The organism is Pedococcus sp. P3_C7, from assembly GCF_056402615.1.
This window is the reverse complement of record NZ_JBFUHC010000003.1, coordinates 105,592-131,412: the sequence shown is the minus strand read 5'-3', so window position 1 is coordinate 131,412 and position 25,821 is coordinate 105,592. Positions and strand designations below refer to the sequence as shown.

The window sequence follows — 25,821 nt, the reverse complement described above, 5'->3', positions numbered from 1 at the left end:
TTGGTTACTGAGCACTTCAACGTGCTATAAGTACCTCATGGTTACCAAGCAGGCCACAGCGGCTGCCGAGGCTCCCGGCGCGGGACGCGGCAACGCCTTCGACCCCGACTGCCCCACCCGGGTGGTGCTCGACAGGATCGGCGACAAGTGGACGGTCCTGGTGATCGGCGCTCTGGCCGGTGGTCCGCTGCGTTTCACCGAGCTGCGTGCGCGGGTCGGTGGGGTGGCGCCCAAGGTGCTCACCCAGACGGTCCGCGCGATGGAGCGTGACGGCCTGCTCACTCGCACCGTCTTCGCCCAGGTGCCACCCCGGGTGGACTACGCCCTCACCGAGCTCGGGATCTCGCTCGGAGGGCCGATCGCCGTGCTCACGGACTGGGCCGAGACGCATGTCAGCACGATCCTCGCTGCTCGGGACGAGTTCGTGGCGCAGGAGGCGTCGGTTGCCGGAGGCTGAGACCGCACGGCGCACGGCGGCATACCTGCACGACGTGGCGCAGCCACGGCCAGGTTGCGGCCGCGGCTGCGCCTCGCGCTGGGCCGCTCAGAGGTCGAGCGGGCGAAGCACCTGAGAGATCCCGTGGGCGATCTGACGGTTGCCCTTGTTGAGGTCGGGTGCCACGACCCAGGGGTTGCGGTCGTCGGGGTCGGCGTCCACCAGCTGCACGAAGTGCCTGCAGACCACGTCGACCTGCACGGTCCCACCCGAGGCCGTGGTGAGGGTCGCCCCGTCGGAGCGGAGGGCCTGCCGGTACGTCACCGTGGCGCCGGGGACGACGTGGTAGAGCAGCACCGCCTCGACGGTGTCGATGCCGAGCGAGGCCACGTCGGCGAAGACGGCCGACTCCGAGGTGTAGCGCTTGCCGGTGAGGTCCGACGCGAGCCGGCGGAAGGCCCTGTCGGTCGGCAGGAACGCCGTGAGGGCGACGGTGCCGTCGGCCAGCACGCCCACGGCTGAGCCGGGTTTGGCGGTCAGCACGGCGGTCACCGCGTTGTCGACGATGTCGAAGTCGTTCCACTGGCGGTCGAAGCCGGAACCGTCCTCGGCGAGCACGGCGGCCAGGCTCCGGGTGCCGGTCGCGGACTGGTCGGTGCCGTGGCCGACTCCGTGCGCTGAGGCGGTTGGCGCGCCGGCCAGGGCGGCAGTGCCCGCGAGGCCGAGGGCGGCCACGGCGGTCATGAGACGTCGAGCGATCATGTCTGTTCCTCCAGGAATCCACTGCGGTGTGGTGGTCCCGGGCTGTGGTCACCGCGTGTCACGCGCCCGGACCCTGCGCAGGTGATTCGGCGGCGGCCGGGGACCAGATTGGACAAACCTTGGACAGAGTTTCCCCGGAGAGCTGGTGCGACAGAAATGGCCGCCGAGGGAAATGCGTGAGGGGCTGTCGCTGTTGGACGGTAGGCTGGGAACAGCAACAACTGAACAGCGGTCGTGTGAACACCCCTGCACTCGCAGGAGCACGGGGGTGATCGGTTTCGACATTGGTCGGCATTTCAGGGGAAGCGGGTCGAGGATGCCTGGTTATCTCGTTAACGCTCCTGGCAAACCAATAGGTGCCGATTCCAAGCGCACCGACTTTGCCCTCGCCGCCTGAGCGAGCTCCAAAGTCCGTCAGCCTGAGCTAGTTCTCGTCTCAGTGTCTGGCGTCAACTAGAGAACTTGCTGCGTAGTCATGTCGAGGGGCTGCGCGGGACTCTTACTCGACTGGGCCTGTCAGTGGACGTGTGCGTGCGAGCACTGGGGCCGAGAAAATCCTTAGCGCACTGCACCCGGAGAAGTCCTGGTTTCCCGTCAATGGACGCGGGTTCAATTCCCGCCACCTCCACCACCGCGGTGTTCACACGGCAGTTCAGCCTCGAGGCCCGGTCGTTCGCGACCGGGCCTTCGTGGTGCCCGGGGGCACCACCCCGGCCGCGCGGCATACCGGCAATGCCGCAGGCCAGTGGGTATGCCGACTGGTCGGCTTTGCGAGGATGGCCCGATGCTGCGCGACGACACCTCGGCCGAAGAGCGGATCGGGTCCCGCGACCTGACCGACTGGCGAACCTCCCTTGGCCGCCGGCTGGCGTCGGTGGTCGTGCGCCGGGCCGTCGGGCCCGCCCGGTGGAGCGCAGCGCACGTCGTCCTGGTCGTGACCGCCCTCGTCGGTGGCGCCGCCGCCGTGGCGCTGACCGCCGCGGCGACCGAGGTCTACGAGGCGGTGGTCGACGCCGACGGAATCGCGGGGCTCGACCAACCGGTGCTCGACCAGGCGATCGCCTGGCGCACACCCGGTCTCGACCACGCGGTGACGCTCTACACCGACGTCGGCGGGCCGATCGGGATGCCGATCGTCGCGACCGTCCTGACCCTGCTCATGGTCTGGCGATGGCGGTCCCGAACTCCGTTGGTGCTCATGGTGATTGCGGCGATCGGCTCGCTCGCCATGACGACCACCGGAAAGGCCCTGATCGGCCGGGCGCGGCCGCCCCTGTCCGAAGCCGTGGCGCCCTACGAGAGCTCGCCGAGCTTTCCGAGCGGGCACACGCTGAACGCCACGGTGCTCGCTGCAGTCCTGGTCTACCTCGTCCTCCGTCGCCTCGACGCCGCGTGGGCACGCATCGTGAGCGTGGCGGTGGGTGCCGTCTTCGTCGTGACGATGGGACTGAGCCGGGTCTTCCTCGGCCACCACTGGCTCACCGACGTGGTGGCGGGGTGGGCGCTGGGACTCGCGTGGGCGGCGGCAGTGATCACGGCGCACCGCCTCTTCCTCACGGTCCGTCGTGAGACGCAAGGCCGCTGACGAATCCGATGTCGAGGACGGCACGCACGCGCCGGTGGGTCAGGCCAGGTCGGCGACCCAGTGGTCGCCCTCCTCGCGGAAACCGAGGCGCGCGTAGTAGGGGTTGACCATGCCCGGGGGCGTCACGATCTGGCGGATGCCCTTGCCCCGGAACAACCCGCTGCTGCGGTAGACGAACTCGCCGGGGGAGAAGTCGCGGAAGCGGGGCGTCACGTAGTCGAGCTCCACCTGGGCGACGCCGTCTCCGGCATCGCGCACGACGACCACCCCGACGGTCTCGTTGCCGCGCTCGACGAGATAGGCGCTGCGGCCGGTCCCGAGGTCGGCCGGGTCGAACTGGGGGAAGTACCGGGCGATGTCCTTGCCCTGGACCTTGAGGAAGTGCTGGAGGTAGGACTCGTCCGGACCGACGGCCACCACCTCGTAGACCGACTCGTCGCCGCGCTCACGCAGCAGCTTGGTGATCATCCAGACGTTGATGCCGGCGGTGACGGTGTTCATGCCGACCATCGGCCAGACGTGCAGCATCGCGTTGAAGAGGATGAGCGTGCAGCTCGCCGTGAGGTTGAGCAGCCGGAAGCGCAGGACGCGCTGCTGGAGCAGGGAGAAGATGAGCAGGGCTGAACCTGCCCACCCGAGGGCTTGGATGGACCACGACGACATGGGACGCAGTCTGCCAGTGAGGCAACGGGCGCCCGTCGACGACCTTTGTGCTCAACGGTCCCTGTCCGACCAGCTCGAGCGGAACCGTGCGGAGAGCGCGTACCGCAGGAGGGCGACGTCACCGATCTGCTGCACCTCGACGAGGGTGGCGCGGCGCTCTTCGGACCACGGGAAACGGCCGTCGTCGACGAACCTCCTTGCACCGGAGTCGCCGACGAACACCGGGGCGACCACCAGCTGGAGCTCGTCTGCCAGGTCCTCGGTGAGGAACTGGGTGAGCACCGAACCGCCACCTTCCACCATGAGACGGCGCAGGCCCCGGGTGTGGAGGTCCTCGGCGACTCCGCGGAGCCTCACCGGCTCGCCCGCATCGACAACCGTCGCCACCTCGCCAAACCGCCGCCGCACAGCGGCGGCCGCCCCGCTGGGGCAGTACACGAGCTTCTCGCCGCCGCCGGCGAGGAAGAACGCTGCCTCCGGGTCCAGATGGCCCCCGGTGGTCACCGTGACCTTGGCCGGGGACGGAGGACAGCCGCGCGCCACTCGGTCGGCGCGGCGCGCGGCGGAGCGCACGAGCAACCGGGGATCGTCCTCGCGGATGGTGCCGGCCCCGACGAGGATGGCGTCGCAGGTGGCCCGCTCGGCGTCGACGCGGTCGAAGTCGGCGGCGTTCGACAGCCGCAACCGCCCCGCTGACGCGCTGTCGAGGTAGCCGTCCATCGAGATGCTGCAGCTGAGCAGGGTGTAGGGGCGGTCGGTCACGAGCCTGTTCCCGGGCCGTCGGGGCGAGCGGAGTGCACGACGGGGACGGGGGCGGAGACGAGAACGGGAACCGGGACCGCGGGGACCGCCTCCGCGAGCTGCGCCCGCGCCGGGCGCGTGCGCCCAGGGTTCGCCACGAGCATCACGACCGCCCCCGGCAGGCTCGCGGCGAACACCAGCACGCCGTAGACCACAGCCGTCGACAGTCCGGCGTCGGCGCCGAGTCCGGCCGCTCCGAAGGCCCAGGCCGCCACACCTTCCCGCGGCCCCCACCCGGCGACGTTCAGGGGCACACCCATGGAGACGAGCACGACGAAGGCGAGGGGCACGAGCCGTGCCGTCGGTGCGGTCGCCCCGGCAGTCCGGGCCGCCACGACGAACGTCAGCACGTGCCCCATGACGGCCAGCGCGGATGCCAGGACGACCAGCGGCCAGGTGCGCCGGGCGAAGAGGGCCCGGCGCAGCTCCGCCAGGGTCGCGGTGACGCGCGCGCTCACCCAGCCGGCGTCCGGTCGACGCCGAGCCAGACGCCCGACGAGGACGCCCGCCGCTCCGACCACCACGGCCACCCACACCCATCCCAGGACGGGTCGTAGGGGAGAGGGGAGCACTGTCAACACCACGAGGGCCATCACGGCCTGCACGACCTGGCCCGCGCTGCGCTCCCAGATGACGGACCGGAGGCCCTTGCCCGTGTCGCCGTGGCGGCGGCCGAGCCGCACGCCGCGGTGGACGTCCCCGAGCACCCCACCTGGGGTCGCCGTGTTGAGGAACTGGGAGCGGTAGCAGGCTGCCACCGCTGGGCGCAGCGGCACGTCCGCACCGAGCCCGGCGGCCACGAGGCGCCACCGCCAGGCGCAGCAGACCGTCGTGGCCGCGGTGAGGACCAAGGCCGCACCGAGCGACCACGCGTCGATGGCCCGCAAGGCGTGGAGCGACGAGCCGAGGCCAAGCTGCCACACGACCAACCCCAGGACGGCCGCCCCACCAAGGCGCTGGGTCACCACCGAGCCGCCGACGCGCAGCGCCACCGTTGACACACCTCTCGCCCCGCGCGACCAGTCGGGGTGAGGTCCAGTCATCGCCAAGGCACGCCCCTCCAGGGTGGTTCCCACGCGGACCTGTCCCGGAGGGACATCGCCTGCACAAGCACTGACGTATGCCGCGTGGCCGGGGTTCACCTCCGCCCGTCGGCTCGAGATGCGCCGGCGGGCCCGTCGCCCGTGGGAATGGCTCACGGTGAGGGTCATGCCGCGACCTCGGCGAGCACGGAGGCGACCACTTGTGCCGTCGTCGACCACGGCGACAGCGTGGTTCGGCGTGCGCGGGCGGCAGCCCGGAGCCGAGCGCGGAGGGCAGCATCCTCGAGCCAGGACCGCACGGCCCGGCCCAGCTCGTCCGGCCCCGGCGGCACGAGCAGGCCCGGCACCGTGCCGTCGGGAGCTGTCCCCATCGCCTCCGCTACGCCGCCCACCGAGGTCGCGATGACCGGCAGGGCACGGGCCAGCGCCTCGGTGACGACGAGGCCGTACGTCTCGATCCGCGACGCGTGGACGAGCACGTCGGCCGCGGCATACGCCAGGTCGAGGTCGCGACCGGCGAGGGGACCGACGAAGGTGACCCGGTCGGCGATCCCCGCCTCGTGGCACTGCGCTCGCAACCGGGCGACGTGGTCGGGGGCGAGGTCCAGGGACCCGGCGCAGACGAGCCGCCACGGCAGGTCGTGCACGGAGGCCAGCGCGTCGAGCAGCGCGCCGTGGCCCTTGGCGGGGACGACCGCTGCCACGCAGAGCAGCTCGCCACCCGACGGGGTGCCGGCGCGAGGCGTGGCACTGTCGACTCCGGGCTGGGCCACCCGCACCCGGTCGGGAGCCAGGTCGTAGCGGTCCACCAGCCACCGCCTCGTCCAGTGGCTGATGGTCAGGATGGCTGCGGAGGCCTCGAGGACCGCGCGCTCACCCTGCGCGGGGTCGGGTTGCTGACCCGGCGGCTGGAGGGGCTCCAGCGGGCGCGGGTGACCTAGCGGCAGGTGGACGAGCACGACGACCCGAAGCCGGTCCGTCTCCGGTACGAGCACGTCGGGCGTGCACGACGCGACCAGACCGTCGAGCAGGACCAGGGCGCCCCGCGGCAGGGCCGCCAGCTCGCCCGCGAGGGTCACGCGGGTTCGGGCGTCGGGGTGTGGCCAGGGACCGGGCACCGCATGGACCTGCACCGACCACCCGAGCGCCGAGAGCTCCGAGCAGACCCGACGGTCGTAGGTGTTGCCCCCGCTCGGCCGTGCTGGGTCCTCGACGCTGTCGGGGAGGACGACATGCACGGTGGTCACAGGGTCCGCTCGTAGCTCGCCCACGCCACCGGGGACTCGGACAGCGTCACGGTGAGGGCACCGACGCGCCGGGCGGTGTCGCCGAGGTCGCCGGCGCGGACGCGGTCGGCCAGGCGGTCGGCCACCAGACGGGCCAGGACCTCGGTCGTCGTGTTGGTGTCGCTGAGGGCCGGGTCCTCGTCCAGGTTGCGGTAGTTCAGGTCGGCGAGCACCTCGTGCAGCTGGGCCACCGCCCGACCGATGTCGACGACGATGCCGTCCTCGTCCAGGGTCTCGGCGTGAAAGGTGGCGTCGACGACGTAGGTCGCGCCGTGCAGTGCCTGGGCCGGTCCGAAGACCTCGCCGCGGAAGCTGTGGGCGATCATCATGTGGTCCCGCACGGTCACTGTGAACACGGTCTACCCCTGGTCGTAGGTGATGAGGTGACAGATCGCCGGGAGGTTTCCGTCGTGGAGCGCGGCCATGACCTGCGGCAGCTCGTCGAACGTCGACCGACCGGTGACGAGGGCGTCGAAGGCAGGGTCGCGCAGGAGCTCGAGGGCCAGGGAAAGCCTGTCGGCCGGGGTGCGGCGCGAGCGTCGGGCCGGCGAGACCATTCCGACCTGGCTGGCGCGGATGCCCAGCCGACGTGAGTGGAACACCCCCCCGAGGGCGAGCTGCACCTCACCCTCGCCGTACCAGCTGAGCTCCACCACCTCCCCCTCGGTGGCGAGCAGCTCCAGGGACAGCTGGAGGCCTTCCGAGGTCGCGCTGGTGTGCAGGACGAGGTCCGCGCCACCCCGCTCCACCCCGTCAGGCACGGCGAAGTCGACGCCCAGAGAGGCCGCCACCGCGGCACGGGACTCGTCCACGTCGACCAAGGTCGTGCGGACGCCGGGAACCTGCGCCAGCAGCCGCGCGACGCAGCACCCGACCATGCCGGCTCCCACCACGACGACCCGGTCACCGACCAGGGGAGCGGCGTCCCACAGGGCGTTGACCGCCGTCTCGACCGTGCCCGCCAGCACGGCGCGCTGTGGAGGTATGCCGTCCGGCACCACCGCGACCGCGCCAACCGGCACGACGTACCTCGTCTGGTGGGGAAAGAGGCAGAACACCGTCTGACCCACCAGATGGTCCGGGCCGTCCTCGACGACCCCGACGTTGAGGTAGCCGTACTTGACCGGCCCCGGGAAGTCGCCTTCCTGGAAGGGAGCCCGCATCGCGGCATACTGGCTCTGCGGGACGCGACCCCCGAAGACGAGGGTCTCGGTGCCGCGGCTGATCGCCGAGTACTCGGTGCGCACGAGGACCTCCGCGGGTCCGCACGCGGGAAGGGCCGAAGGCCGGATCTCACCGACCCCGGGTTCGGCCAGCCAGTACGCGCGGGCAGCGGCGGACACGTGCCCACCCTAGCCATCGCCCTCACCTCACCACTGCGGGTTTCCCTCCAGCCGGATCGAGACCTGCAGGGGAGCAGGGACCCGTGAACGCCGGTGCAGGCTGGCCCGTCCTAGAAGTCAGACGTTGCGACAGAGGAGGTGCGGTGCGCTCGTTGCGAGCCCTCCCGGTCGGCAGCGCAGTCGCCCAGCTGGGGCTGCTCGGCACCCTTGACCGGGCGGCACACGTCGGCGCCGCAGGGGTGGGGACAGGCTTCGGGTGCGCCCTGCTCGGTGGGGCACTCCTGGCCCGGGCCCTCACCGGCCGGCGACCGCATCGCCTGGGGCCAGGCGACCATGTCACGGTGACCCGGGCCACGCTCGCGTGCGTCGTGGCGTCGCTCACCGCGCAGTCCCTTCTCGGCCAGGCGCACCTACCCGGTCACGAGCTCCCGACGGTGCTCGTCGTGATCGCGGGGGTGGCGCTGGTGCTCGACGCGGTCGACGGGTGGGTCGCCCGGCAGACCGGGACGGCGACACCGTTGGGCGCCCGGATGGACATGGAGGTGGACGCCTTCCTCATCCTCGTGCTCAGCGTTGCTGCCTCCATGGTGCTCGGCTGGTGGGTCCTGGCCATCGGGGTCTTCCGCTACGCGTTCATGGTGGCCACCTGGGTGGCGCCCTGGCTCAGCGGGGCCGTGCCACCTCGCTACTCACGCAAGGCGGTTGCCGCCCTCCAGGGCATCGTGCTCACCGTGGTCACGGCACAGCTGGTGCCCCGGGAGGTCTCCGGCCCCGTCGTCGTGGTGGCACTCACCCTCCTGGCCTGGTCGTTCGGGACGCAGGCCGCCGAGCTGTGGCCGGCTCGGCGGCAGAGGGTCGGACGGCACGGGATCACAGGTGGCGCCATCGCCTCCCTCGCCCGGCCCGTGGGTCCTGAGACCGGGAGCCAGCCCGCGAGGGTGCTCGAGTGACGCGCCCGTCGAGGAGGCGTCGCCCGGCGCGACTGGCCGGGATGATCGGCGCCGTCGCGACCGGCCTGCTCGTGTGGGTGGTGCTCGTGGCGCCCGACGACGCCATCGGCAGACCGGTGGACTGGCTGGGCCGCCTGCCGCTCGAGCCCCTCGTGTTCCTGGCGGTGGTCCTCGTGCTGCCCTCGCGGTGGCGAGAGCCGCTCGCCCTCGTGGGCGGCCTGGTGCTGGGGGTCCTCACGGTGCTCAAGCTCCTCGACATCGGCTTCACCTCGGCGTTGAGCCGACCCTTCGACGTCGTGACCGACTGGACCTACCTGCGGGACGTGTACGGCCTGGTCGACGACTCGGCGGGCCGCACCGCTGCAACGGCGGCCGTCATCGGTGCGGTCGTCCTGGTCCTCGGCCTGCTCGTGGGGTGCCCCTTGTCGGTGCGCCACGCGGTGCGGTTGCTGGATCCCCGCGTCGACCGCCATCGGCGTGGCTGGGCCACGGTCCTCGCCGTCGCGACCGGCACGTGGCTCGCGGTCGCGGTCGCCCACGTCCAGGTCGCCCCGGGCACGCCTCTCGCGGCCACGCCGGCCGTGGGGCTCGTCACGAGCCACGTGGGTCAGGTTCGCTCGGCGGTGCGCGACCACGAGGTCTTCGCACGCGCGGTCGCGAGGGACGCCTTCGCGGCGACGCCGGCCGGTGACCTGCTGTCCGGGTTGCGCGGCAAGGACGTCCTCATCGTCTTCGTGGAGAGCTACGGCGAGGTGGCGGTGACCGGCTCGCCGGAGTCGGCGTCCGTCTCGTCGACGCTGGCCAGGGGCACGAGCCAGCTGCGTTCGGCCGGCTACTCGACGCGGAGCGCCTGGCTCGACTCACCCACGTTCGGGGGCACCAGCTGGCTGGCCCACTCCACCCTCCAGTCGGGTGTCTGGGTGGACAGCCAGCGGCGCTACGACCAGCTCGTCGCCACCGACCGGCTGACCCTGAGTGGCGCCTTCGAACGCGCCGGCTGGCGCACGGTGGGCGACGTCCCGGCGAACCGCAGCGACTGGCCCCAGGGCCGGTCCTTCTACCGCTACGACCAGGTCTACGACGCGCGGAACGTGGGGTATGCCGGCCCGCAGTTCGGTTACGCGACGATGCCGGACCAGTACACGCTCAAGGCGTTCGCCGACCGGGAGCTGTGGAGAGGGGCCCGCGCCCCGGTGATGGCCGAGATCGACCTCGTGACCAGTCACGCCCCTTGGGCTCCGCTCCCGACCATGGTCGACTGGTCGTCGGTCGGAGACGGCTCGGTTTTCGGCCCCGTCCGCGCCCGGGCCCCGACGAGGGCCCAGACCTGGCGCGACCCCGAGTCGGTGCGAGCGGCCTACGCGAAGTCGATCTCCTACTCGCTCGAGAGCCTCGCGTCCTTCGTGCGGACGGTCCACGACGACAACCTCGTCCTGGTGCTGCTGGGCGACCACCAGCCCTCGACCGTGGTCTCAGGACCCGGGGCCAGCCACCGGGTGCCGGTCACCATCGTGGCGCACGACCCGGGCGTGACGCAGCGGGTCAGTGGCTGGAATTGGCAGGAGGGGATGCGTCCCGGTCCCGACGCGCCGACCTGGCGGATGGATGCGTTCCGCGACCGCTTCCTGGCGGCGTTCGGTCCGCCCGCGGACCCGCCAGTGCAACTGGACCACTGAACGCGAAGGCCACTGAAGGCGGCTACCACCGAACGCGTCGACCACTGAACGGGACCCGACCCTGAACCGTCTCCACCACCAGGACGCCCGTGCGGCGTCGGCCGGGAGAAGGAGGGCGTCATGAAGTGGCGAGCACTGGGTGCGGCCGCCCTGGTGGTGTCGGCTGCGGACCACCTGAAGCTCTGGTTCGGCGGCGTGCGCCACCAGTCGGTCGGGCCCGCCTTCCTCGTGAACGTCGTCGCCGGCGTGGTCATCGCGGTCCTGCTGCTGCGCTGGGAGCACTGGGTGCCGGCGTTCCTGACCTTGGGCTTCGGAGCGTCCACGCTGGGCGCGTTCGTCCTCGCCACGACCGTGGGCTTCATGGGGATCCACGACCGGTGGGAGGGCTTCTACGTCTTCGCGGCCGCGATCTCCGAGGTGGTCTGCATCCTGGTCGGCGGCCTGCTGCTCCTGCAGTGGTGGACGAGCAGGTCGGCCAGCCACGGCCCCTCGCTCGCGGCGCACCGCTGACGCGGGGCGGCCGATCGCCGAGCGGTGGAGCAGACGAACGCGGCGAATCAGCTCTGGGTGGCCTTCTGCGACTCGATGTCCGCGCGTACGGCGTCCATGTCGAGGCCCTGCACCTTGGTGATGACGTCCTCGAGCATGGGCGCGGGCAGCGCGCCGGCCTGGGCGAAGACGAGGATGCCGTCGCGGAACCCCATGAGCATGGGGATCGAGGTGATGTTCGCGGCGGCGGCGAGCGCCTGCTCGGCCTCGGTGTCCACCTTGCCGAAGACGACGTCGGTGTGCTTCTCCGAGGCACTCTCGAAGACCGGTCCGAACCGCTTGCACGGGCCGCACCACTCGGCCCAGAAGTCCACGAACACGGTGCCTCCCTCGAGGATCGTCTTCTCGAAGTTCTCCGCCGTCAGCGTCGTGCTTGCCATCTCTAGGTCCACTCCCATCGGACCGCGACGGTCGCGGTCACCGAGTTCTCGCCCAGCTCGACGGACAGGTCTGCCGCCTTGCCGGCTGCCATCATCGCAAACCGGGGCTGGGCTCCACCCCGATCAACATCGGACAGCCGCTCAACCTTCCCGAGCTCGCGGCCGGCCAGCGCGGCATACTGCTCCGCCTTGGCCCTGGCGTCCGCGAAGGCGGCCTCGCGAGCCTGGGCGAGCAGGGGTGCGGAGTCGGCGAGCTCGAGCCCGATGTGGTCGATCGTGAGGGCGTTGCCCGCGACGCCGGCGAAGGCCTCGACGAGGCTGCCGACGCGACCCGGGTCGCGCACCGTGACCGACAGGCTCTGGTATGCCGTGTACCCCACCACAGTGACCCCCTCGCGGTCGTGCCGCGGGTGGACGCCGGTGCCCGTCGTCCGCAGGTCGGCGTCCAGCACGCCGTGGTCGCGCGCGGCCTGGGCGAGTCCCTGCGCCCGGCTGCCTGCATCGGCGAGGGCGGACGACACGTCGTCGCCGTCGCAGCGCACCCCGGCCCTGACGCGGACCACGTCCGGCGCCGCGGACGCGGTGCCTGAGCCGGTGACCTCCACGTGTGACCCGCTGTGTCGTGTCATGCGTTCAGCCTAGGCTGGAGCCGATGAGCACTCCTGGACCTTCCACAGATGTGATCCGCCGCTACTGGGACGACTTCGCCGCCGAGTACGACACCTACCCCGACCACGGGCTGCTCGACTCCGACATCCGCGCCGCGTGGAAGGACCTGCTGCGCACCTGGCTGCCGACGACGCCTTCGCTGGTGGCGGACCTGGCCTGCGGCACGGGCACGATGAGCGTGCTGATGGCCGAGATGGGCCACCAGGTGCGAGGCATCGACCTGTCACCGGAGATGGTGCGGCGAGCGGTGGCCAAGGCTGCACCGTTCGGGTCGGCCATCGAGATCGCGGCGGCGGACGCGAGCGAGCCGCCCTTCGAAGCGGGTTCGTTCGACGTGGTCTTCGCCCGTCACATCCTGTGGACGCTTCCGGACCCCACGGAGGCGCTGCGTCGATGGGCCACCCTGCTGAGGCCCGGCGGCAGGATGGTGCTCGTCGAGGGGCGCTGGGGACTGGAGGCTGCCGACGGCAAGCCGGACCTGCCCTGGCGTGCCGGCGTGCCATCCGACGAGCTCGCCGCCGTCGTCCGCGAGCTGGTCGGGGAGACGGTGGTGGTGCAGCTGACCGACACCGTCTTCTGGGGTCGCGAGATCGAGCACGAGCGCTACCTGCTGCGCGCGATGTCCCCGACAGCGGCCCCCGCAGCTGCCCCGACGGCGGCCCCGACGGCGTCGGCCTGATGCGGGCCCGGGCGCGGCGGGTCAAGGTCGTCGGCTGGGCGCTTGCCGCGCTCGCGGCACTCATGCTGCCGTGGACGGCCTACCTGTTCGTGGCGTTGCCCGGCACCGCGCCGGCAGCGCACTTCGACCTCGCGTGGGGCGGCTTCGACGTGGCGCTCCTGGTCCTGCTGGCCGCGACCGGGTGGGCGGCGCTGCGTCATGCGCGCTGGCTCGGCGCCGTCGCGGGTGCCACCGCGGCGCTCCTCGCGACAGACGCGTGGTTCGACGTGGTGACAGCGCCGACGCCGAGCGAGCGGTGGGTCGCCCTGGCGATGGCCGTGGTCGTCGAGCTGCCGTTGGCGGTGGTGTGCGCCTGGCTCGCCGTGAGGGGGCAGGAGCTCGTCGAGCAACGGCTGGCCCTCGGCCTGCGGCGCCGTCGCGTCGCCGGCCACGATTCGGCACCGGTTCGGCGTACCCCGCGGTAATCGGGAGAATGCCGACCATGAGCGCAGCCCCGTCCGTGTCCAACTCCATCACCGTCCGGTTGACCCTCCCGGCCCGCGCCACCGCGGTCTCCGAGCTCACCGGCGTCATCGAGAAGGGCGGCGGGCTGGTCACCGGGCTCGACGTCACCGCCTCCGGCGCCGACCGCCTCCGCGTCGACGTCACCGCAGCTGCCCGGGACACCACCCACGCCGACGAGCTCGTCGAGGCGATGCGCGGGGTGCACGGCGTCGAGATCGGCAAGGTCTCGGACCGCACGTTCCTCGCCCACCTGGGTGGCAAGCTCAAGATCGAGTCCAAGGTGCCGATCCGCAACCGCGACGACCTGTCCCTGATCTACACACCGGGCGTCGCGCGGGTCTGCCTCGCCATCGCCGAGAACCCCGCCGACGCCCGGCGACTGACCATCAAGCGCAACACGGTGGCCGTGGTGACCGACGGCTCGGCCGTTCTGGGGCTGGGCAACATCGGTCCCTTGGCCGCGCTGCCGGTGATGGAGGGCAAGGCCGCGTTGTTCAAGCGGTTCGCCGACATCGACGCCTTCCCGATCTGCCTCGACACCCAGGACACCGAGGAGATCATCCACACGGTCAAGGCGATCAGCCCCGTCTTCGCGGGGATCAACCTCGAGGACATCTCGGCTCCCCGCTGCTTCGAGATCGAGGCCCGGCTGCGTGACGAGCTCGACATCCCCGTCTTCCACGACGACCAGCACGGCACCGCGATCGTGACCCTGGCCGCCCTGCGCAACGCCCTGCGCGTCGTCGGCAAGGACCTGAGCGAATGCCGGGTGGTGATGTCGGGCGCCGGTGCCGCCGGCACCGCGATCCTCAAGCTTCTGCTCAAGGCCGGCGCCACGGACGTCGTCGTGGCCGACCAGTTCGGGGTGCTGCACCCCGAACGTGAGGACATCGCGTCGGGAGAGCACCCCGCCCTCGCGTGGTCTGCCGCGAACACCAACCACCGCGGTGTCTCCGGCACGCTCAAGAGCGCGCTCGCCGGCGCCGACGTCTTCGTGGGTGTCTCCGCCCCGGGGATCCTCACCGGGGAGGACATCGCCACCATGAACGACGGGGCGATCGTCTTCGCCATGGCCAACCCCGAGCCCGAGGTCGACCCCATCGCGGCAGCCCAGCACGCCGCCGTCGTGGCCACCGGTCGCTCCGACTTCGCCAACCAGATCAACAACGTGCTGGTCTTCCCCGGCGTGTTCCGCGGCCTGCTCGACGCAGCCTCCACGTCCATCGACGAGGACGTCATGCTGGCCGCCGCCAAGGCGCTGTCCGAGGTCGTCCACCCCGACGAGCTCAACGCGGCCTACATCATCCCCAGCGTCTTCCACCCCGACGTCTCCAAGGTCGTGGCCGCTGCGGTCAAGGCGGCGGTGCTCGGCACGACGCCCGAGGCAGTCGTGACGAGGCGGATGGCTGAGGAGCCCGAGCTCATTGGCTAGTGCGTCACCCGACGACCAGACTCCTGCGGGCTCGCCGCCCGCCGTGCTCAGCGCGGAACCGGGACAGGCAACCGTGGTCGTCGGCCCACGTCACGTCGTCTTCGGGCTGTTGCTGCTCGCCCAGCTGGCCGCGCTCTACTGGCCGCGGGTCGACCTCCAGGGCCCGGTGACGTGGAGCGACAAGGTCGTCCACGTCCTGCTGTTCCTGCTCCCCACGGTGGCGGGGCTGCTGGCCGGCGTGCGCCCGGCATACGTGGTGGGGTTGTTGGCCCTGCACGCGCCGGTGAGCGAGCTCGTCCAGCACTACCTGCTGCCGAACCGCTCAGGTGACCCGTGGGACGCCGTGGCGGACCTTTCCGGGGTGGTGCTCGGGGTCACGTCCGTCGTGGTCGGGCGGGCCTTCCGGCGCTGATAGACTGCTCTGGCTCAGTTCGGCGGCGCCTGGCAGCGCCAAGAGGTGGCATAGGCGCCACAGACGCATTCCCTACTCCGACTGCAGTCCCACCGGATGACAACTGTTGATCCGGTCCAACGGGCCCCAAGGGCCTGAGGCTCGTCTTCTTTCGTTGCCCTCGCCAGGTCGCTCGAGACGTGTCTACCTCGAGTACCTGAAGTGAGTTGAATATCAGTGCCCAAGAACCTGCGATCCGGCGCGCCCAAAAAGGCCCGGTGGACCCCAGAAAAGAAGGCTGACGCGAAGAAGGGCCCCAAGAAGGCCCACCGCGGCCAGTCCTCCGCGCCCTCCAGTGGCAGCTCGTATGCCGCTCGGCCGGCTCGCGACGGTGACCGTCGCCCCGAGCGTTCCGAGCGTTCCGAGCGTTCCGAGCGCCCGGCCCGCAGCTACGACCGCAGCGACCGTCCGGCCCGCACGTTCAACCGTGACGACCGTGCGCCGCGCAGCTACGACCGCAGCGAGCGCCCCGCGCGCAGCAACGACCGCGACGACCGCGGTGCGCGCAGCTACGACCGCAGCGACCGTCCGGCCCGCACGTTCAACCGTGACGACCGTGCGCCGCGCAGCTACGACCGCAGCGAGCGCCCCGCGCGCAGCTACGACCGCGACGACCGCGCCCCCCGCACCTTCAGCCGCGACGACCGTCCGGCTCGCCCCTTCAACCGTGACGAGCGGCCGCAGCGCCGCGACTCCACCCGTGACGACCGCCCGGCTCGTCGCAGTGACCGTAGTGCCAGTGACCGTAGTGACAGCCGTGGTCCCCGTCAGTACACCAACCGTGAGGACCACCGAGTGACCAGCTTCAACCGCGATGACCGTGCGCCGCGCAGCTACGACCGCAGCGACCGCCCGGCCCGCAGCACCGACCGCACCGACCGCCCGGCCCGCAGCTTCGACCGCGATGACCGCGCGCCGCGCAGCTTCGACCGCAGCGACCGTCCGGCCCGCAGCTTCGACCGCAGCGACCGTCCGGCCCGCAGCTTCGACCGCAACGACCGCCCGGCCCGCAGCTTCGACCGCAACGACCGCGCGCCGCGCAGCTTCGACGCCCAGGTCGACCCCGAGGCCGAGCGCATGGAAGCCGACACCTGGGTGAAGGCCACCCGCAAGACGGTCGACGGTCCCGTCACCGTCGACGCCGACAACGGCTTCGCCGGACTCGGACTCACCGAGCGTCTCGTCGAGCGACTGGCCCGCGACGGCATCACCACGCCGTTCCCGATCCAGGCCGCGACGATCCCGGACGCGCTCGCAGGCATGGACATCCTCGGCCGTGGCCAGACCGGCTCCGGCAAGACGCTGGCCTTCGGCCTGCCGATGCTGTCCCGTCTCGCCGACGGCGACAAGGCTGCCCCCCGTCGTCCGCGTGCGCTCGTGCTGGTCCCGACCCGCGAGCTCGCCATGCAGGTCTCCGACGCGCTCGAGCCCCTCGTCCACGTCCTCGGCCTCAAGCACAAGCTCGTCGCCGGTGGCCTGTCCTACACGACCCAGATCAGCGCCCTGAACCGCGGCGTCGACCTGCTCATCGCCACCCCCGGCCGGCTCAAGGACCTCATCGAGCGCGAGGCCGTGCAGCTCCGCGACATCCAGATCGCCGTCCTCGACGAGGCCGACCACATGGCTGACATGGGCTTCATGCCCGAGGTCACCGCGATCCTCGACCAGATGCCAGCCGGCGGCCAGCGGATGCTCTTCTCGGCCACCCTCGACAAGGGTGTCGACAAGCTCGTCGAGGGCTACCTCACGAACCCCCAGACGCACTCCACCGACGACGCCAAGGCCTCCGTCACCACGATGGAGCACCACGTGCTGCTCATCGACCCGATGCACAAGAAGACGATCACCGCCGAGGTCGCCAACCGTGAGGGGCGCACCGTGGTCTTCGTGCGCACCAAGCTCGGTGCCGACCGTGTGGCCCTCCAGCTGCGCGAGCAGGGTGTCTTCGCCGCGGCGCTGCACGGTGGGCTCAACCAGGGCGCGCGCAACCGCGTCCTCGGCGCCTTCCGTGACGGCAGCCTGCCGGTCCTCGTAGCCACCGACGTCGCCGCCCGCGGCATCCACGTCGACGACGTCTCTGTGGTCCTGCAGGTCGACCCGCCGGCCGACCACAAGGACTACCTGCACCGCTCGGGCCGTACCGCCCGCGCAGGCGACAAGGGCACCGTCGTGACCCTCGCCCTGCCGCACCAGCGTCGCACTATGGAGCGGATGGCCAAGGACGCCGGCATCGACGCCGTCCCGACCAAGGCGATCCCCGGTGACGCGCGCCTCGCGGCAACCGGCGCCGTGACCCCCAGCGGCATCCCGGTTCCCGAGGACAAGGTGCGCCGCGTCCTGGAGGGTCCGAAGCGCGGTGGCGGACGCCCGTCCAGTGGTCCCCGCGGCGGTGGCCCCCGTGGTCCCCGTCAGGGTGGCGGCAACCGCTCCTACCGTGACGACCGCTCCGGTGGCGCGCGCGGCGACCGGCCCAGCTACTCGCGCGCGGCACGGGGCTGAGCCACCCGGCATACCCGGCCCTCGGGTGACGCGCGCGGCAGCTGACCGCCGCAGCACCTGAGGTCCACATCAACTGAATGGCCAAAGCCCCGGTCCCCGCGACCGGGGCTTTGGCACGGGCAGGCAGAATGGGACCCGTGGAGACCACCGACCTGTCGGGCAACCTGCTCGTCGCGACGCCCCAGATCGTCGACGGGGTGTTCTGCCGCAGCGTCGTCCTCCTCCTGCACCACGACGCGGAGGGCGCGCAGGGCGTGGTGCTGAACCGCCCCATGGATGCGCGGGTGGACGTGGTGCTGCCCGACTGGCAGGCCTACGCCACCGCTCCCTCCGTGCTGTTCGAAGGCGGACCGGTCGGCCTCGACAGCGCGCTCGGCCTCGTCACCGTCCCGGGGGACTCCGAGCCGCTGGGGGTCAAGCGGCTGTTCGGCGGCCTGGGGCTCGTCGACCTCGACACGCCTCCGGCGATCGTGGTGCCCGAGGTGGCGGGCCTGCGGATCTTCGCGGGGTATGCCGGGTGGTCACCCGGGCAGCTCGAGGAGGAGGTCGCGTCGGGCAGCTGGTACGTCGTCGAGTCGGAGGGGCGCGACGCCTTCGACGACGACCCCGAGCAGCTCTGGACCCGCGTGCTGCGTCGCCAACGTGACCACCTGGCGTTCGTGGCGACCTTCCCGACCGACCCCGAGATGAACTGAGCCGCAGCACCGCCCGGCATACAATCGGGGGATGAGCGAGCCCCAGATCCCCCTGGACGACCCGCTGGTCCCGCAGGCCCAGCCCTCCACCACGACCGCGGTGCTGGAGCGCGAGCAGGTCGAGGAGCAGCTGCAGGAACCGGGCGACCACGAGCGGTTCTCGCACTACGTCCGCAAGGAGAAGATCCTCGAGAGCGCCCTGTCCGGCGACCCCGTCGTGGCCCTGTGCGGCAAGGTCTGGGTGCCGGGACGCGACCCGAAGAAGTTCCCGGTCTGCCCCACGTGCAAGGAGATCTACGAAGGGCTGCGCGCGCCGCAGGACGGCGGCGAGTGAGCGGTCGCACTCGCCGGGTCGCCCCCAAAGCCTGAACGACTCTTTACCTTCTTGCGTCCCTGAACAGGGGCGATGCCTCCTAGCGTGCGAGGTCGAGCCACCTCCCAACCCGGGAGGTGGTGACCCGCGAAAGGACGCACATGTTGCTTCGCTCTCGAATCGCCCTGTCCACGTTGGTGTGGGGGGCCGCCGCACTCGGCCTCGGCCAGGGCAGCGCACTCGCCCAGCCGATGGCCGGCGAGTCCACGGTCGCCGCCGACTGCGCCACGCACTCCGACTCGGTCAACGCCGCCCGGAGCGCGCAGGGTGGCAACCGCAAGGACGGCAACGAGCTGTCCGCCGCCCAGACCAAGGCCATGGAGGCCGGCCTCGCCAAGGCCATGGCAGCCAAGGGCTACACCAAGGCGGCCAACGGCTCGGCCAGGAAGCCCGGCGGTGGTGGTGCGTTCACGCCCACCTCGGTCAACGTCTACTTCCACATCATCACCAGCGGCACGACCGGCGACGTCTCCGGTCTGGTCGACGCCCAGCTGAGCGTGCTGAACAGCGCCTACGGCGGCTCTGGCTTCTCGTTCGTCAAGGCCGGGGTGAATAAGACGAACAACGCCGGCTGGTACAACCTCTCGCAGGGCAGCAGCGCGGAGCGGGCCATGAAGACGGCCCTGCGCCAGGGCACCATGGACGACCTCAACATCTACACCGCGAACCTCTCCGGTGGGCTGCTCGGGTGGGCGACCTTCCCGAAGTCGTCGTACGACGTCATGGACGGCGTCGTCGTCCTGGACCAGAGCTTGAAGGGTGGCAACGCCGCGCCCTACGACGAGGGTGACACCGCGACCCACGAGGCGGGGCACTGGTTCGGGCTCTACCACACGTTCCAGGGCGGCTGCGCGGGTCAGGGCGACTACGTCACCGACACGGCAGCCGAGGCCTCGCCGGCCTTCGGGTGCCCGACCGGACGGGACACCTGCACCAGCCAGGCCGGCCGCGACCCGATCACGAACTTCATGGACTACACGGACGACGCGTGCATGGACAACTTCACGCCCGGCCAGATCGTCCGGGCGCAGAACGCCTGGGTGACCTACCGACAGGGCCGCTGACCGATTCGGCCGGTAACGCCCCATCCATGACGCCTCCCGGCGACACGCTCTAGCACACCCCCGAGGCCCCGGCTCAGACGCCGGGGCCTCGGCATGTCGTCTCGCCGCACCGGATACCGTGGCCGCCCTATGAGTACCGCCGCCGCCTCCCACCTGTCACCAGCGTTCCCGGAGCGGGCGGCCTGGGGGACGGCCGCCAAGCTGCGTGCCTGGCAGCAGGCCGCGCTCACGGCATACCTGCAGGCGGATCCCCGAGACTTCCTGGCCGTGGCGACGCCCGGCGCGGGAAAGACGACGTACGCCCTCCGCCTGGCCACGGAGCTCCTCGGCCGCGGCACCATCTCGGCCGTGACCATCGTGGCGCCGACCGAGCACCTCAAGACCCAGTGGGCCGACGCCGCCGCCAAGGTCGGCCTCCACATCGACCCGAAGTTCTCCAACTCCTCGGCCCGCCACTCCAGCGAGTACGACGGGGTCGCGCTGACCTACGCACAGGTGGCGAGCAAGCCGTCGCTGCACCGCACCCGCACCGAGTCCGCGCCCACCCTCGTGATCCTGGACGAGATCCACCACGGCGGCGACGCGCTGTCGTGGGGCGACGCGATCCGCGAGGCGTTCGAACCCGCGACCCGCCGCCTCGCGCTGACGGGCACGCCGTTCCGCTCCGACACCTCCCCCATCCCGTTCGTCACCTATGCGGAGGACCGTGACGGCATCCGCCGCTCGTCCGCCGACTACACCTACGGGTATGCCGAGGCGTTGCGTGACGGCGTCGTGCGCCCCGTGCTGTTCCTCGCCTACGGCGGCGCCATGCGCTGGCGCACCAAGGCCGGCGACGAGATCGCGGCCCGGCTCGGCGAGCTGCTCACCAAGGACTCGATGGCGCAGGCATGGCGCACCGCGCTGGACCCCAAGGGGGAGTGGATCCCGTCGGTCCTGGCTGCAGCCGACAAGCGCCTGACGGAGGTACGCCGTGGCGTGCCGGATGCGGGCGGCCTCGTGATCGCGTCCAACCAGACGGCGGCTCGCGCGTACGCGCGGATCCTCGAGGCCCTGACCGGGCAGAAGCCCACCCTGGTGCTCTCCGACGACGCCGGTTCCTCGGCGCGGATCGAGGAGTATGCCGCGAGCGACTCGCGCTGGATGGTGGCCGTCCGCATGGTGTCCGAGGGGGTCGACGTGCCGCGGCTGTGCGTGGGCGTCTACGCCACCTCGACGTCCACCCCGCTGTTCTTCGCGCAGGCCGTCGGCCGGTTCGTGCGGGCCCGCCGCCGCGGGGAGACGGCTTCGGTCTTCCTGCCGTCCGTGCCCGTGATCCTCGAGCACGCGGCCCGGCTGGAGGACGAGCGCGACCACGCCCTCGACCGGGTCGCCAAGGACGACAGCGCCGCGTCGATGTGGGCCGAGGAGGACGCCCTGCTCGACGCCGCGAACCGCACCGCTCGCACGCCTGACATCGACGCGATGGCCTTCGAGGCGCTGGAGTCGGACGCGGAGTTCGACCACGTGCTCTTCGATGCCAAGCAGTTCGGGCTCAACGCCGTGACGGGCTCGGAGGAGGAGCAGGAGTACCTCGGCCTCCCGGGCCTGCTCGAGCCGGACCAGATGGCGGTGCTGCTGCACGAGCGGCAGACGGCCCAGAGCACCCGTCGGCCCCGCAAGGTCGAGCAGCCGGTGTCGGCCCACCGGGCCCTCGCCGCGCAGCGGCAGGAGCTCAACAAGCTCGTGGCCGCCTATGCCCGCAAGAAGGGCACGCCGCACGGCGTCGTGCACAACGAGCTGCGACGAGCCTGCGGCGGCCCGTCACTCGACGAGGCCACCTCGGAGCAGGTCGTGGCCAGGGTCGAGAAGATCAGGGCCTGGTTCGTCGGTCGTCGCTGACGTTCGTCCTGCGCCCGGTAGGGATGAGGTGACATGCTGCCACCATGGACGAGGCTGACACCATCTGGAACCGTGCGGCGCTCGAGGCCGGGGGACCGACCCCGGGCGTCGGAGACGAGGCGCTCGCGGCTGCGTTGAGGTTGCACAGCTCCGCGATGTCGAGCGGCGTCCTGGACGCCGTCCAGAACATGACCGACGAGGAGCTGGACGCCGCCGAGGCCGGCTACCGCTGGCTCCATGTGCCCGCAGCGTCGGAGGCCATTGCGGCGGTGCGTCGCGAGATCGCCGCTGGTGCGCTGGACGACGACGACCGGGCCAGTGCTCTCGAGCTGTCCGCGGACAACCACTACGACGAGGCCATCGAGGACGACGCAGCCCTCGACAACGCCTTCCGTGCCCGGTTGGGCACCGACCCCGACGCCTTCTCCTCGGTCTAGCCCGGGCCTCGGTCCAGCCCGGGCCTCGGTCCAGCTCGACCGACCGGACGCGGACGTTGCGTGGTGATGGGTGTTCACGACAGGGTGGCGGGCGTGGATCTCGTCAACGTCGTCTGGATGCTCACCGCCCTCGCAGCGGTGGTCGTGTTGCTCACCCGCTCGCGGCTCATCGCCACGGAGAAGCAGTCGGGGGTGACCGAGACCCCGCGTGGCCTGCTGAACACCCACACGGCGCTCGGGGTCGTCGCCCTGTGCGCGTGGGTCGCCTGGCTGGTCGGCGCGCCACGTCTGGTCGGCTGGGCGGCCATGGTCGCGTGGTGGGCGGTCGTCGTGATCGGCCTGCTGGTGCTGGCCCGGTGGGTGCCGACTCGTGGCCGACACGCCACCGGGGCCACCGACGACGGCTGGGCGCACGGGCCATGGCTGTCCGCACTGGGGCACATCGGCATGCTGCTGGGCATCTCCTTCTTCACGTGGTTCTTCGTGGGCGACCGCCTCTGAGGGTGGTCCGTCGGCGCCTGCGCCGCTAGCGTGACGAGGACGGCGACGCTGGGCCGCCGAGGACGGAGCAGGCAATGGCCAACCACGTGTACTCCATCTCCGAGGTCGTCGGCACCTCACCCGACAGCGTCGAGTCCGCCGTGGCGAACGCCGTCACCCAGGCCACGAAGACGGTGCGCAACCTCGACTGGTTCGAGGTGCAGAGCGTCCGCGGTCAGATCTCCGACGGTGCTATCGCCCACTGGCAGGTGACCGTCAAGCTCGGCTTCCGCCTCGACGACTAGGGGCCGGGGTTAGGGGGTCTCGGCCGCGGCACGGACCAGCGGCAGGGTGCGCAGCGGGATGCGCGTGGCCAGCGAGATGGCCGTGTTGGCCCGGATGACGTGCTCGTCGTCGACGACGGCATCGATGACGCGTTGCAGGTCGGCGTTGTCGCGCGCGACGATGTGGATGTAGAGGTCCCCGGAACCGGTGATCGTGTGTGCCTCCAGCACCTCGGGGATGCGCGACAGGTGGTCGACCACGGGGGAGTGGCCTCGGCCCTGCCGGATCTCCAGCGTGCAGAACGCCGACACCGGGTAGCCCATCGCCGCCGGGTCGATCTGGGGCGCCCACGACCGGATGACGCCGCGCTCGACCAGGCGGTCGAGCCGGGCCTGCACGGTCCCGCGTGCGACGCCGAGCTCGCGGGAGGCGCCCAGCACCCCGATCTGCGGCGCCGTCGTGAAGAGGGTGATGAGCCGTCCGTCGAGCTCGTCCAGGTTCATGGTCACATTGTCCATCTCGAAGGGTGTCCAAGCCAGCATTCTGCGCAGACTGTGCACCGCAGCGGCATACAGTTGCACACTCGCCGACCAGGCGCCACGCTGCACAGATGACGACCCACGCCACCGACACGTCCCTTGACCTGACCCCGCAGGAACGCGAGGCGAACCTCGACATCGAGCAGCTCAAGCAGCTGGTCGGCCTCGTCGAGTACGACGAGAGCAAGGACCCCTTCCCCGTCACCGGCTGGGACGCCATCGTCTTCGTCGTCGGCAATGCGAGCCAGACCGCGCACTACTACCAGTCGGCCTGGGGGATGGAGCTGGTCGCCTACAGCGGACCCGAGAACGGCCAGCGCGACCACAAGTCGTTCGTCCTCAAGTCCGGCTCGATCCGGTTCGTCGTCAACGGCGCGGTGAGCCCGGACAGCCCGCTCATCGAGCACCACGCCAGGCACGGCGACGGCGTCGTCGACATCTCCCTCGAGGTGCCCGACGTCGACAAGTGCGTCGCCCAGGCCAAGCGGTCCGGCGCCCGCGTCGTCCGTGAGGCCGAAGACGTCACGGACGAGCACGGCACGGTGCGGATCGCGTCCATCGCCACCTACGGCGAGACGGTGCACACCCTCGTCGACCGCTCCCGTTACGACGGTCCCTACCTGCCCGGCTACGTCGCCAGGCAGTCGACGTGGGTCAAGCGCGAGGGTGCGCCCAAGCGCCTCTTCCAGGCCCTCGACCACATCGTCGGCAACGTCGAGCTCGGCAAGATGGACGAGTGGGTGACCTTCTACAACAAGGTCATGGGCTTCGTGAACATGGCCGAGTTCGTCGGCGACGACATCGCCACCGACTACTCCGCGCTGATGTCCAAGGTCGTCGCCAACGGCAACCACCGGGTGAAGTTCCCCCTCAACGAGCCGGCGATCGCCAAGCGCAAGAGCCAGATCGACGAGTACCTCGAGTTCTACAACGGCCCCGGTGCCCAGCACCTCGCGCTCGCGACGAACGACATCCTGCGCACCGTCGACGAGCTGCGCGCCAACGGCGTCGAGTTCCTCGACACCCCGGACTCCTACTACGAGGACGCCGAGCTGCGCTCGCGGATCGGTCAGGTGCGGGCACCCATCGAGGAGCTGCAGAAGCGCAAGATCCTCGTCGACCGCGACGAGGACGGCTACCTCCTCCAGATCTTCACCAAGCCGCTCGGCGACCGCCCGACCGTGTTCTTCGAGATCATCGAGCGGCACGGTTCGCTCGGCTTCGGCAAGGGCAACTTCAAGGCGCTGTTCGAGGCCATCGAGCGCGAGCAGGACGCCCGCGGCAACCTCTGAGTCGCGCCCCAGCCCTTCTGCTGTGCGCGCTGGGGCCACGCGGCCGGGGACGAGTGGCGTGAACGTCTCGGCCAGCGTGAGACGCTTGGGGCATGAGTACGCCAACGACTCCCGGCTGGTACGACGACCCGCAGGACGACACCAAGCTGCGTTACTTCGACGGCGTGATCTGGAGCAACCACACGACGCCCCGGTCCACCCGTCCGACGGCAGCAGCCTCGCAGACCGGGCAGCAGCAGTTCCCGGGTCAGGGACACCCGCCCCAGTACCCGGGCCAGACACAGGGCCAGACACAGGGTCAGGGTCAGGTGCAGGACCAGCCGCAGGGGCAGCCTCCGCAGGCGCCGGGCGGGTCTGCCTCGCCGCCGGCCACCGGAGCGGGCGCACCGGGACAGCAGTACCCGGGCCAGCAGTACCCGGGGCAGCAGTACCCGGGGCAGCAGAGCCCGCAGTTCCCCGGCGCCCCCCAACAGGGTGGCTGGAACGCCCCCGCCTACCCGGGGATGCAGCCTGCGGCGACCACGCCGGACGGCCAGCCGCTGGCCGGGTACTGGCAGCGCGTCGGCGCCTACCTCATCGACGGCATCATCCAGTTCCTGATTCTCCTGGTGCTCGGCGGGTGGCTGGCCTTCAAGGCGATCCAGCCGGTGTGGGACGAGATCACCACCGCCGTCGACTCGGGGGACACCTCGACGCTGGACAGCATCAACACCAGCGCCGTCAACTACGGCTACCTGCTTGCCTTCGGGGTCGTCGGTGCGCTGATCGGGTTCGCGTACGCCATCTTCTTCCTGACTCGCACGGGGGCGACTCCCGGCAAGTCCGCAATGGGGATCAGTGTGCGGTTGCGCGAGCGCCCGGGACCGCTGACCGTCGCCGTGGCTGCGAGGCGCACCTCAGTGCAGGCCGTGCTGAGCCTGCTCGGCAACATCCCGCTGGTCGGCAACCTCTTCTCGCTGGCAGCCTTGGTGGACCTCCTCTGGCCCGCCTGGGACGACAAGAAGCAGGCGCTCCACGACAAGCTCGCCAAGACCAACGTGGTCGTGGGCAAGCAGCCGCGCAGCTAG

General features: G+C 71.2%; 29 protein-coding genes and 1 other RNA gene. 20 read left to right on the top strand and 10 right to left on the bottom strand.

The window, feature by feature from the left end; all coding sequences use genetic code 11:
• The first annotated feature begins 37 nt into the window (after positions 1-37).
• Entirely contained in the window at positions 38-457 is a 420-nt protein-coding gene (locus AC1DS4_RS04710; RefSeq protein ID WP_477624376.1) for a winged helix-turn-helix transcriptional regulator, read from the top strand.
• Between the two features lie 87 nt (positions 458-544).
• Here the strand turns inward: AC1DS4_RS04710 and AC1DS4_RS04705 are convergent, their stop codons facing one another.
• Positions 545-1,198, bottom strand: a complete 654-nt coding sequence (locus AC1DS4_RS04705; protein ID WP_477632574.1) for a fasciclin domain-containing protein — start codon at positions 1,196-1,198, stop codon at positions 545-547.
• A 264-nt stretch (positions 1,199-1,462) separates the two neighbouring features.
• Here AC1DS4_RS04705 and ssrA point away from each other — a divergent pair.
• Positions 1,463-1,829: a transfer-messenger RNA gene (gene ssrA, locus AC1DS4_RS04700) on the top strand.
• A 153-nt stretch (positions 1,830-1,982) separates the two neighbouring features.
• On the top strand, positions 1,983-2,783 hold the full coding sequence (locus AC1DS4_RS04695) for a phosphatase PAP2 family protein (RefSeq protein ID WP_477632575.1): 801 nt from the start codon (positions 1,983-1,985) through the stop codon (positions 2,781-2,783).
• A 39-nt stretch (positions 2,784-2,822) separates the two neighbouring features.
• On the opposite strand, the gene AC1DS4_RS04690 is transcribed toward AC1DS4_RS04695, so the two are convergent.
• The 6 genes from AC1DS4_RS04690 to AC1DS4_RS04665 all read right to left on the bottom strand — a co-directional run bounded on the left by AC1DS4_RS04690 (position 2,823) and on the right by AC1DS4_RS04665 (position 7,919).
• On the bottom strand, positions 2,823-3,446 hold the full coding sequence (locus AC1DS4_RS04690) for a hypothetical protein (protein WP_477615174.1): 624 nt from the start codon (positions 3,444-3,446) through the stop codon (positions 2,823-2,825).
• Positions 3,447-3,497: 51 nt separating this feature from the next.
• Positions 3,498-4,208, bottom strand: coding sequence for a RibD family protein (locus AC1DS4_RS04685; protein ID WP_477632576.1), 711 nt, complete (start codon positions 4,206-4,208; stop codon positions 3,498-3,500).
• Positions 4,205-5,239, bottom strand: coding sequence for a lysylphosphatidylglycerol synthase transmembrane domain-containing protein (locus tag AC1DS4_RS04680; RefSeq protein WP_477632577.1), 1,035 nt, complete (start codon positions 5,237-5,239; stop codon positions 4,205-4,207). The genes AC1DS4_RS04685 and AC1DS4_RS04680 overlap by 4 nt, the downstream gene beginning before the upstream one ends.
• A 215-nt stretch (positions 5,240-5,454) precedes the next feature.
• Positions 5,455-6,537: a glycosyltransferase family 4 protein gene (locus tag AC1DS4_RS04675; protein WP_477632578.1), complete on the bottom strand. Its 1,083-nt coding sequence runs from the start codon at positions 6,535-6,537 to the stop codon at positions 5,455-5,457.
• Positions 6,534-6,932 carry a 6-pyruvoyl trahydropterin synthase family protein gene (locus tag AC1DS4_RS04670; protein WP_477615178.1) on the bottom strand — a complete coding sequence of 133 codons (399 nt, stop codon included), beginning with the start codon at positions 6,930-6,932 and terminating at the stop codon, positions 6,534-6,536. The genes AC1DS4_RS04675 and AC1DS4_RS04670 overlap by 4 nt, the downstream gene beginning before the upstream one ends.
• 3 nt (positions 6,933-6,935) lie before the next feature.
• A complete protein-coding gene (locus AC1DS4_RS04665; protein ID WP_477632579.1) occupies positions 6,936-7,919 on the bottom strand; it encodes a zinc-dependent alcohol dehydrogenase in 984 nt (327 codons plus the stop codon).
• A gap of 143 nt (positions 7,920-8,062) precedes the next feature.
• On the opposite strand from AC1DS4_RS04665, the gene AC1DS4_RS04660 reads away from it, so the two are divergent.
• The 3 genes from AC1DS4_RS04660 (at position 8,063) to AC1DS4_RS04650 (ending at position 11,055) form a co-directional block, all read left to right on the top strand.
• Positions 8,063-8,869, top strand: coding sequence for a CDP-alcohol phosphatidyltransferase family protein (locus AC1DS4_RS04660; RefSeq protein WP_477615180.1), 807 nt, complete (start codon positions 8,063-8,065; stop codon positions 8,867-8,869).
• Positions 8,866-10,545, top strand: a complete 1,680-nt coding sequence (locus AC1DS4_RS04655) for an alkaline phosphatase family protein (protein WP_477632580.1) — start codon at positions 8,866-8,868, stop codon at positions 10,543-10,545. Before AC1DS4_RS04660 ends, AC1DS4_RS04655 begins: the two co-directional genes overlap by 4 nt.
• A 120-nt stretch (positions 10,546-10,665) precedes the next feature.
• The gene (locus tag AC1DS4_RS04650; protein WP_477615182.1) at positions 10,666-11,055 is read left to right on the top strand and encodes a hypothetical protein; all 390 of its coding nucleotides are present in this window, start codon (positions 10,666-10,668) and stop codon (positions 11,053-11,055) included.
• Positions 11,056-11,102: 47 nt separating this feature from the next.
• On the opposite strand, the gene AC1DS4_RS04645 is transcribed toward AC1DS4_RS04650, so the two are convergent.
• Positions 11,103-11,474: a thioredoxin family protein gene (locus AC1DS4_RS04645; RefSeq protein WP_477615183.1), complete on the bottom strand. Its 372-nt coding sequence runs from the start codon at positions 11,472-11,474 to the stop codon at positions 11,103-11,105.
• 2 nt (positions 11,475-11,476) lie between these two features.
• The gene (locus AC1DS4_RS04640; protein ID WP_477615184.1) at positions 11,477-12,103 is read right to left on the bottom strand and encodes an SIMPL domain-containing protein; all 627 of its coding nucleotides are present in this window, start codon (positions 12,101-12,103) and stop codon (positions 11,477-11,479) included.
• Positions 12,104-12,126: 23 nt separating this feature from the next.
• On the opposite strand from AC1DS4_RS04640, the gene AC1DS4_RS04635 reads away from it, so the two are divergent.
• The 12 genes from AC1DS4_RS04635 (at position 12,127) to AC1DS4_RS04580 (ending at position 22,943) form a co-directional block, all read left to right on the top strand.
• Entirely contained in the window at positions 12,127-12,822 is a 696-nt protein-coding gene (locus tag AC1DS4_RS04635; RefSeq protein WP_477615185.1) for a class I SAM-dependent methyltransferase, read from the top strand.
• Complete coding sequence (locus tag AC1DS4_RS04630) at positions 12,822-13,286, top strand: hypothetical protein (RefSeq protein ID WP_477615186.1); 465 nt, start codon at positions 12,822-12,824, stop codon at positions 13,284-13,286. Before AC1DS4_RS04635 ends, AC1DS4_RS04630 begins: the two co-directional genes overlap by 1 nt.
• A gap of 17 nt (positions 13,287-13,303) precedes the next feature.
• Positions 13,304-14,758 (top strand): NAD-dependent malic enzyme, encoded by a 1,455-nt coding sequence (locus AC1DS4_RS04625; protein ID WP_477615187.1) that lies wholly within the window; start codon positions 13,304-13,306, stop codon positions 14,756-14,758.
• Complete coding sequence (locus tag AC1DS4_RS04620; RefSeq protein ID WP_477615188.1) at positions 14,751-15,170, top strand: VanZ family protein; 420 nt, start codon at positions 14,751-14,753, stop codon at positions 15,168-15,170. The genes AC1DS4_RS04625 and AC1DS4_RS04620 overlap by 8 nt, the downstream gene beginning before the upstream one ends.
• A 216-nt stretch (positions 15,171-15,386) precedes the next feature.
• Positions 15,387-17,708 (top strand): DEAD/DEAH box helicase, encoded by a 2,322-nt coding sequence (locus AC1DS4_RS04615; RefSeq protein ID WP_477632581.1) that lies wholly within the window; start codon positions 15,387-15,389, stop codon positions 17,706-17,708.
• A gap of 128 nt (positions 17,709-17,836) precedes the next feature.
• Positions 17,837-18,403 carry a YqgE/AlgH family protein gene (locus AC1DS4_RS04610; protein WP_477615190.1) on the top strand — a complete coding sequence of 189 codons (567 nt, stop codon included), beginning with the start codon at positions 17,837-17,839 and terminating at the stop codon, positions 18,401-18,403.
• Positions 18,404-18,434: 31 nt separating this feature from the next.
• Positions 18,435-18,737, top strand: coding sequence for a DUF3039 domain-containing protein (locus AC1DS4_RS04605; RefSeq protein WP_477615191.1), 303 nt, complete (start codon positions 18,435-18,437; stop codon positions 18,735-18,737).
• 140 nt (positions 18,738-18,877) lie between these two features.
• Positions 18,878-19,840, top strand: a complete 963-nt coding sequence (locus tag AC1DS4_RS04600) for a zinc metalloprotease (protein ID WP_477615192.1) — start codon at positions 18,878-18,880, stop codon at positions 19,838-19,840.
• A 129-nt stretch (positions 19,841-19,969) separates the two neighbouring features.
• Positions 19,970-21,721 carry a DEAD/DEAH box helicase gene (locus tag AC1DS4_RS04595; protein ID WP_477615193.1) on the top strand — a complete coding sequence of 584 codons (1,752 nt, stop codon included), beginning with the start codon at positions 19,970-19,972 and terminating at the stop codon, positions 21,719-21,721.
• Positions 21,722-21,765: 44 nt separating this feature from the next.
• Positions 21,766-22,158 (top strand): hypothetical protein, encoded by a 393-nt coding sequence (locus AC1DS4_RS04590; protein ID WP_477615194.1) that lies wholly within the window; start codon positions 21,766-21,768, stop codon positions 22,156-22,158.
• Positions 22,159-22,251: 93 nt separating this feature from the next.
• A complete protein-coding gene (locus AC1DS4_RS04585) occupies positions 22,252-22,659 on the top strand; it encodes a hypothetical protein (RefSeq protein WP_477615195.1) in 408 nt (135 codons plus the stop codon).
• 74 nt (positions 22,660-22,733) lie between these two features.
• A complete protein-coding gene (locus AC1DS4_RS04580) occupies positions 22,734-22,943 on the top strand; it encodes a dodecin (protein ID WP_477615196.1) in 210 nt (69 codons plus the stop codon).
• A 9-nt stretch (positions 22,944-22,952) separates the two neighbouring features.
• Here the strand turns inward: AC1DS4_RS04580 and AC1DS4_RS04575 are convergent, their stop codons facing one another.
• On the bottom strand, positions 22,953-23,426 hold the full coding sequence (locus AC1DS4_RS04575) for an Lrp/AsnC family transcriptional regulator (protein WP_477615197.1): 474 nt from the start codon (positions 23,424-23,426) through the stop codon (positions 22,953-22,955).
• Between the two features lie 107 nt (positions 23,427-23,533).
• Between AC1DS4_RS04575 and hppD the strand changes: the two genes are divergently transcribed.
• Positions 23,534-24,754, top strand: a complete 1,221-nt coding sequence (hppD, locus tag AC1DS4_RS04570) for a 4-hydroxyphenylpyruvate dioxygenase (RefSeq protein ID WP_477615198.1) — start codon at positions 23,534-23,536, stop codon at positions 24,752-24,754.
• A gap of 92 nt (positions 24,755-24,846) precedes the next feature.
• On the top strand, positions 24,847-25,821 hold the full coding sequence (locus tag AC1DS4_RS04565; RefSeq protein ID WP_477615199.1) for an RDD family protein: 975 nt from the start codon (positions 24,847-24,849) through the stop codon (positions 25,819-25,821).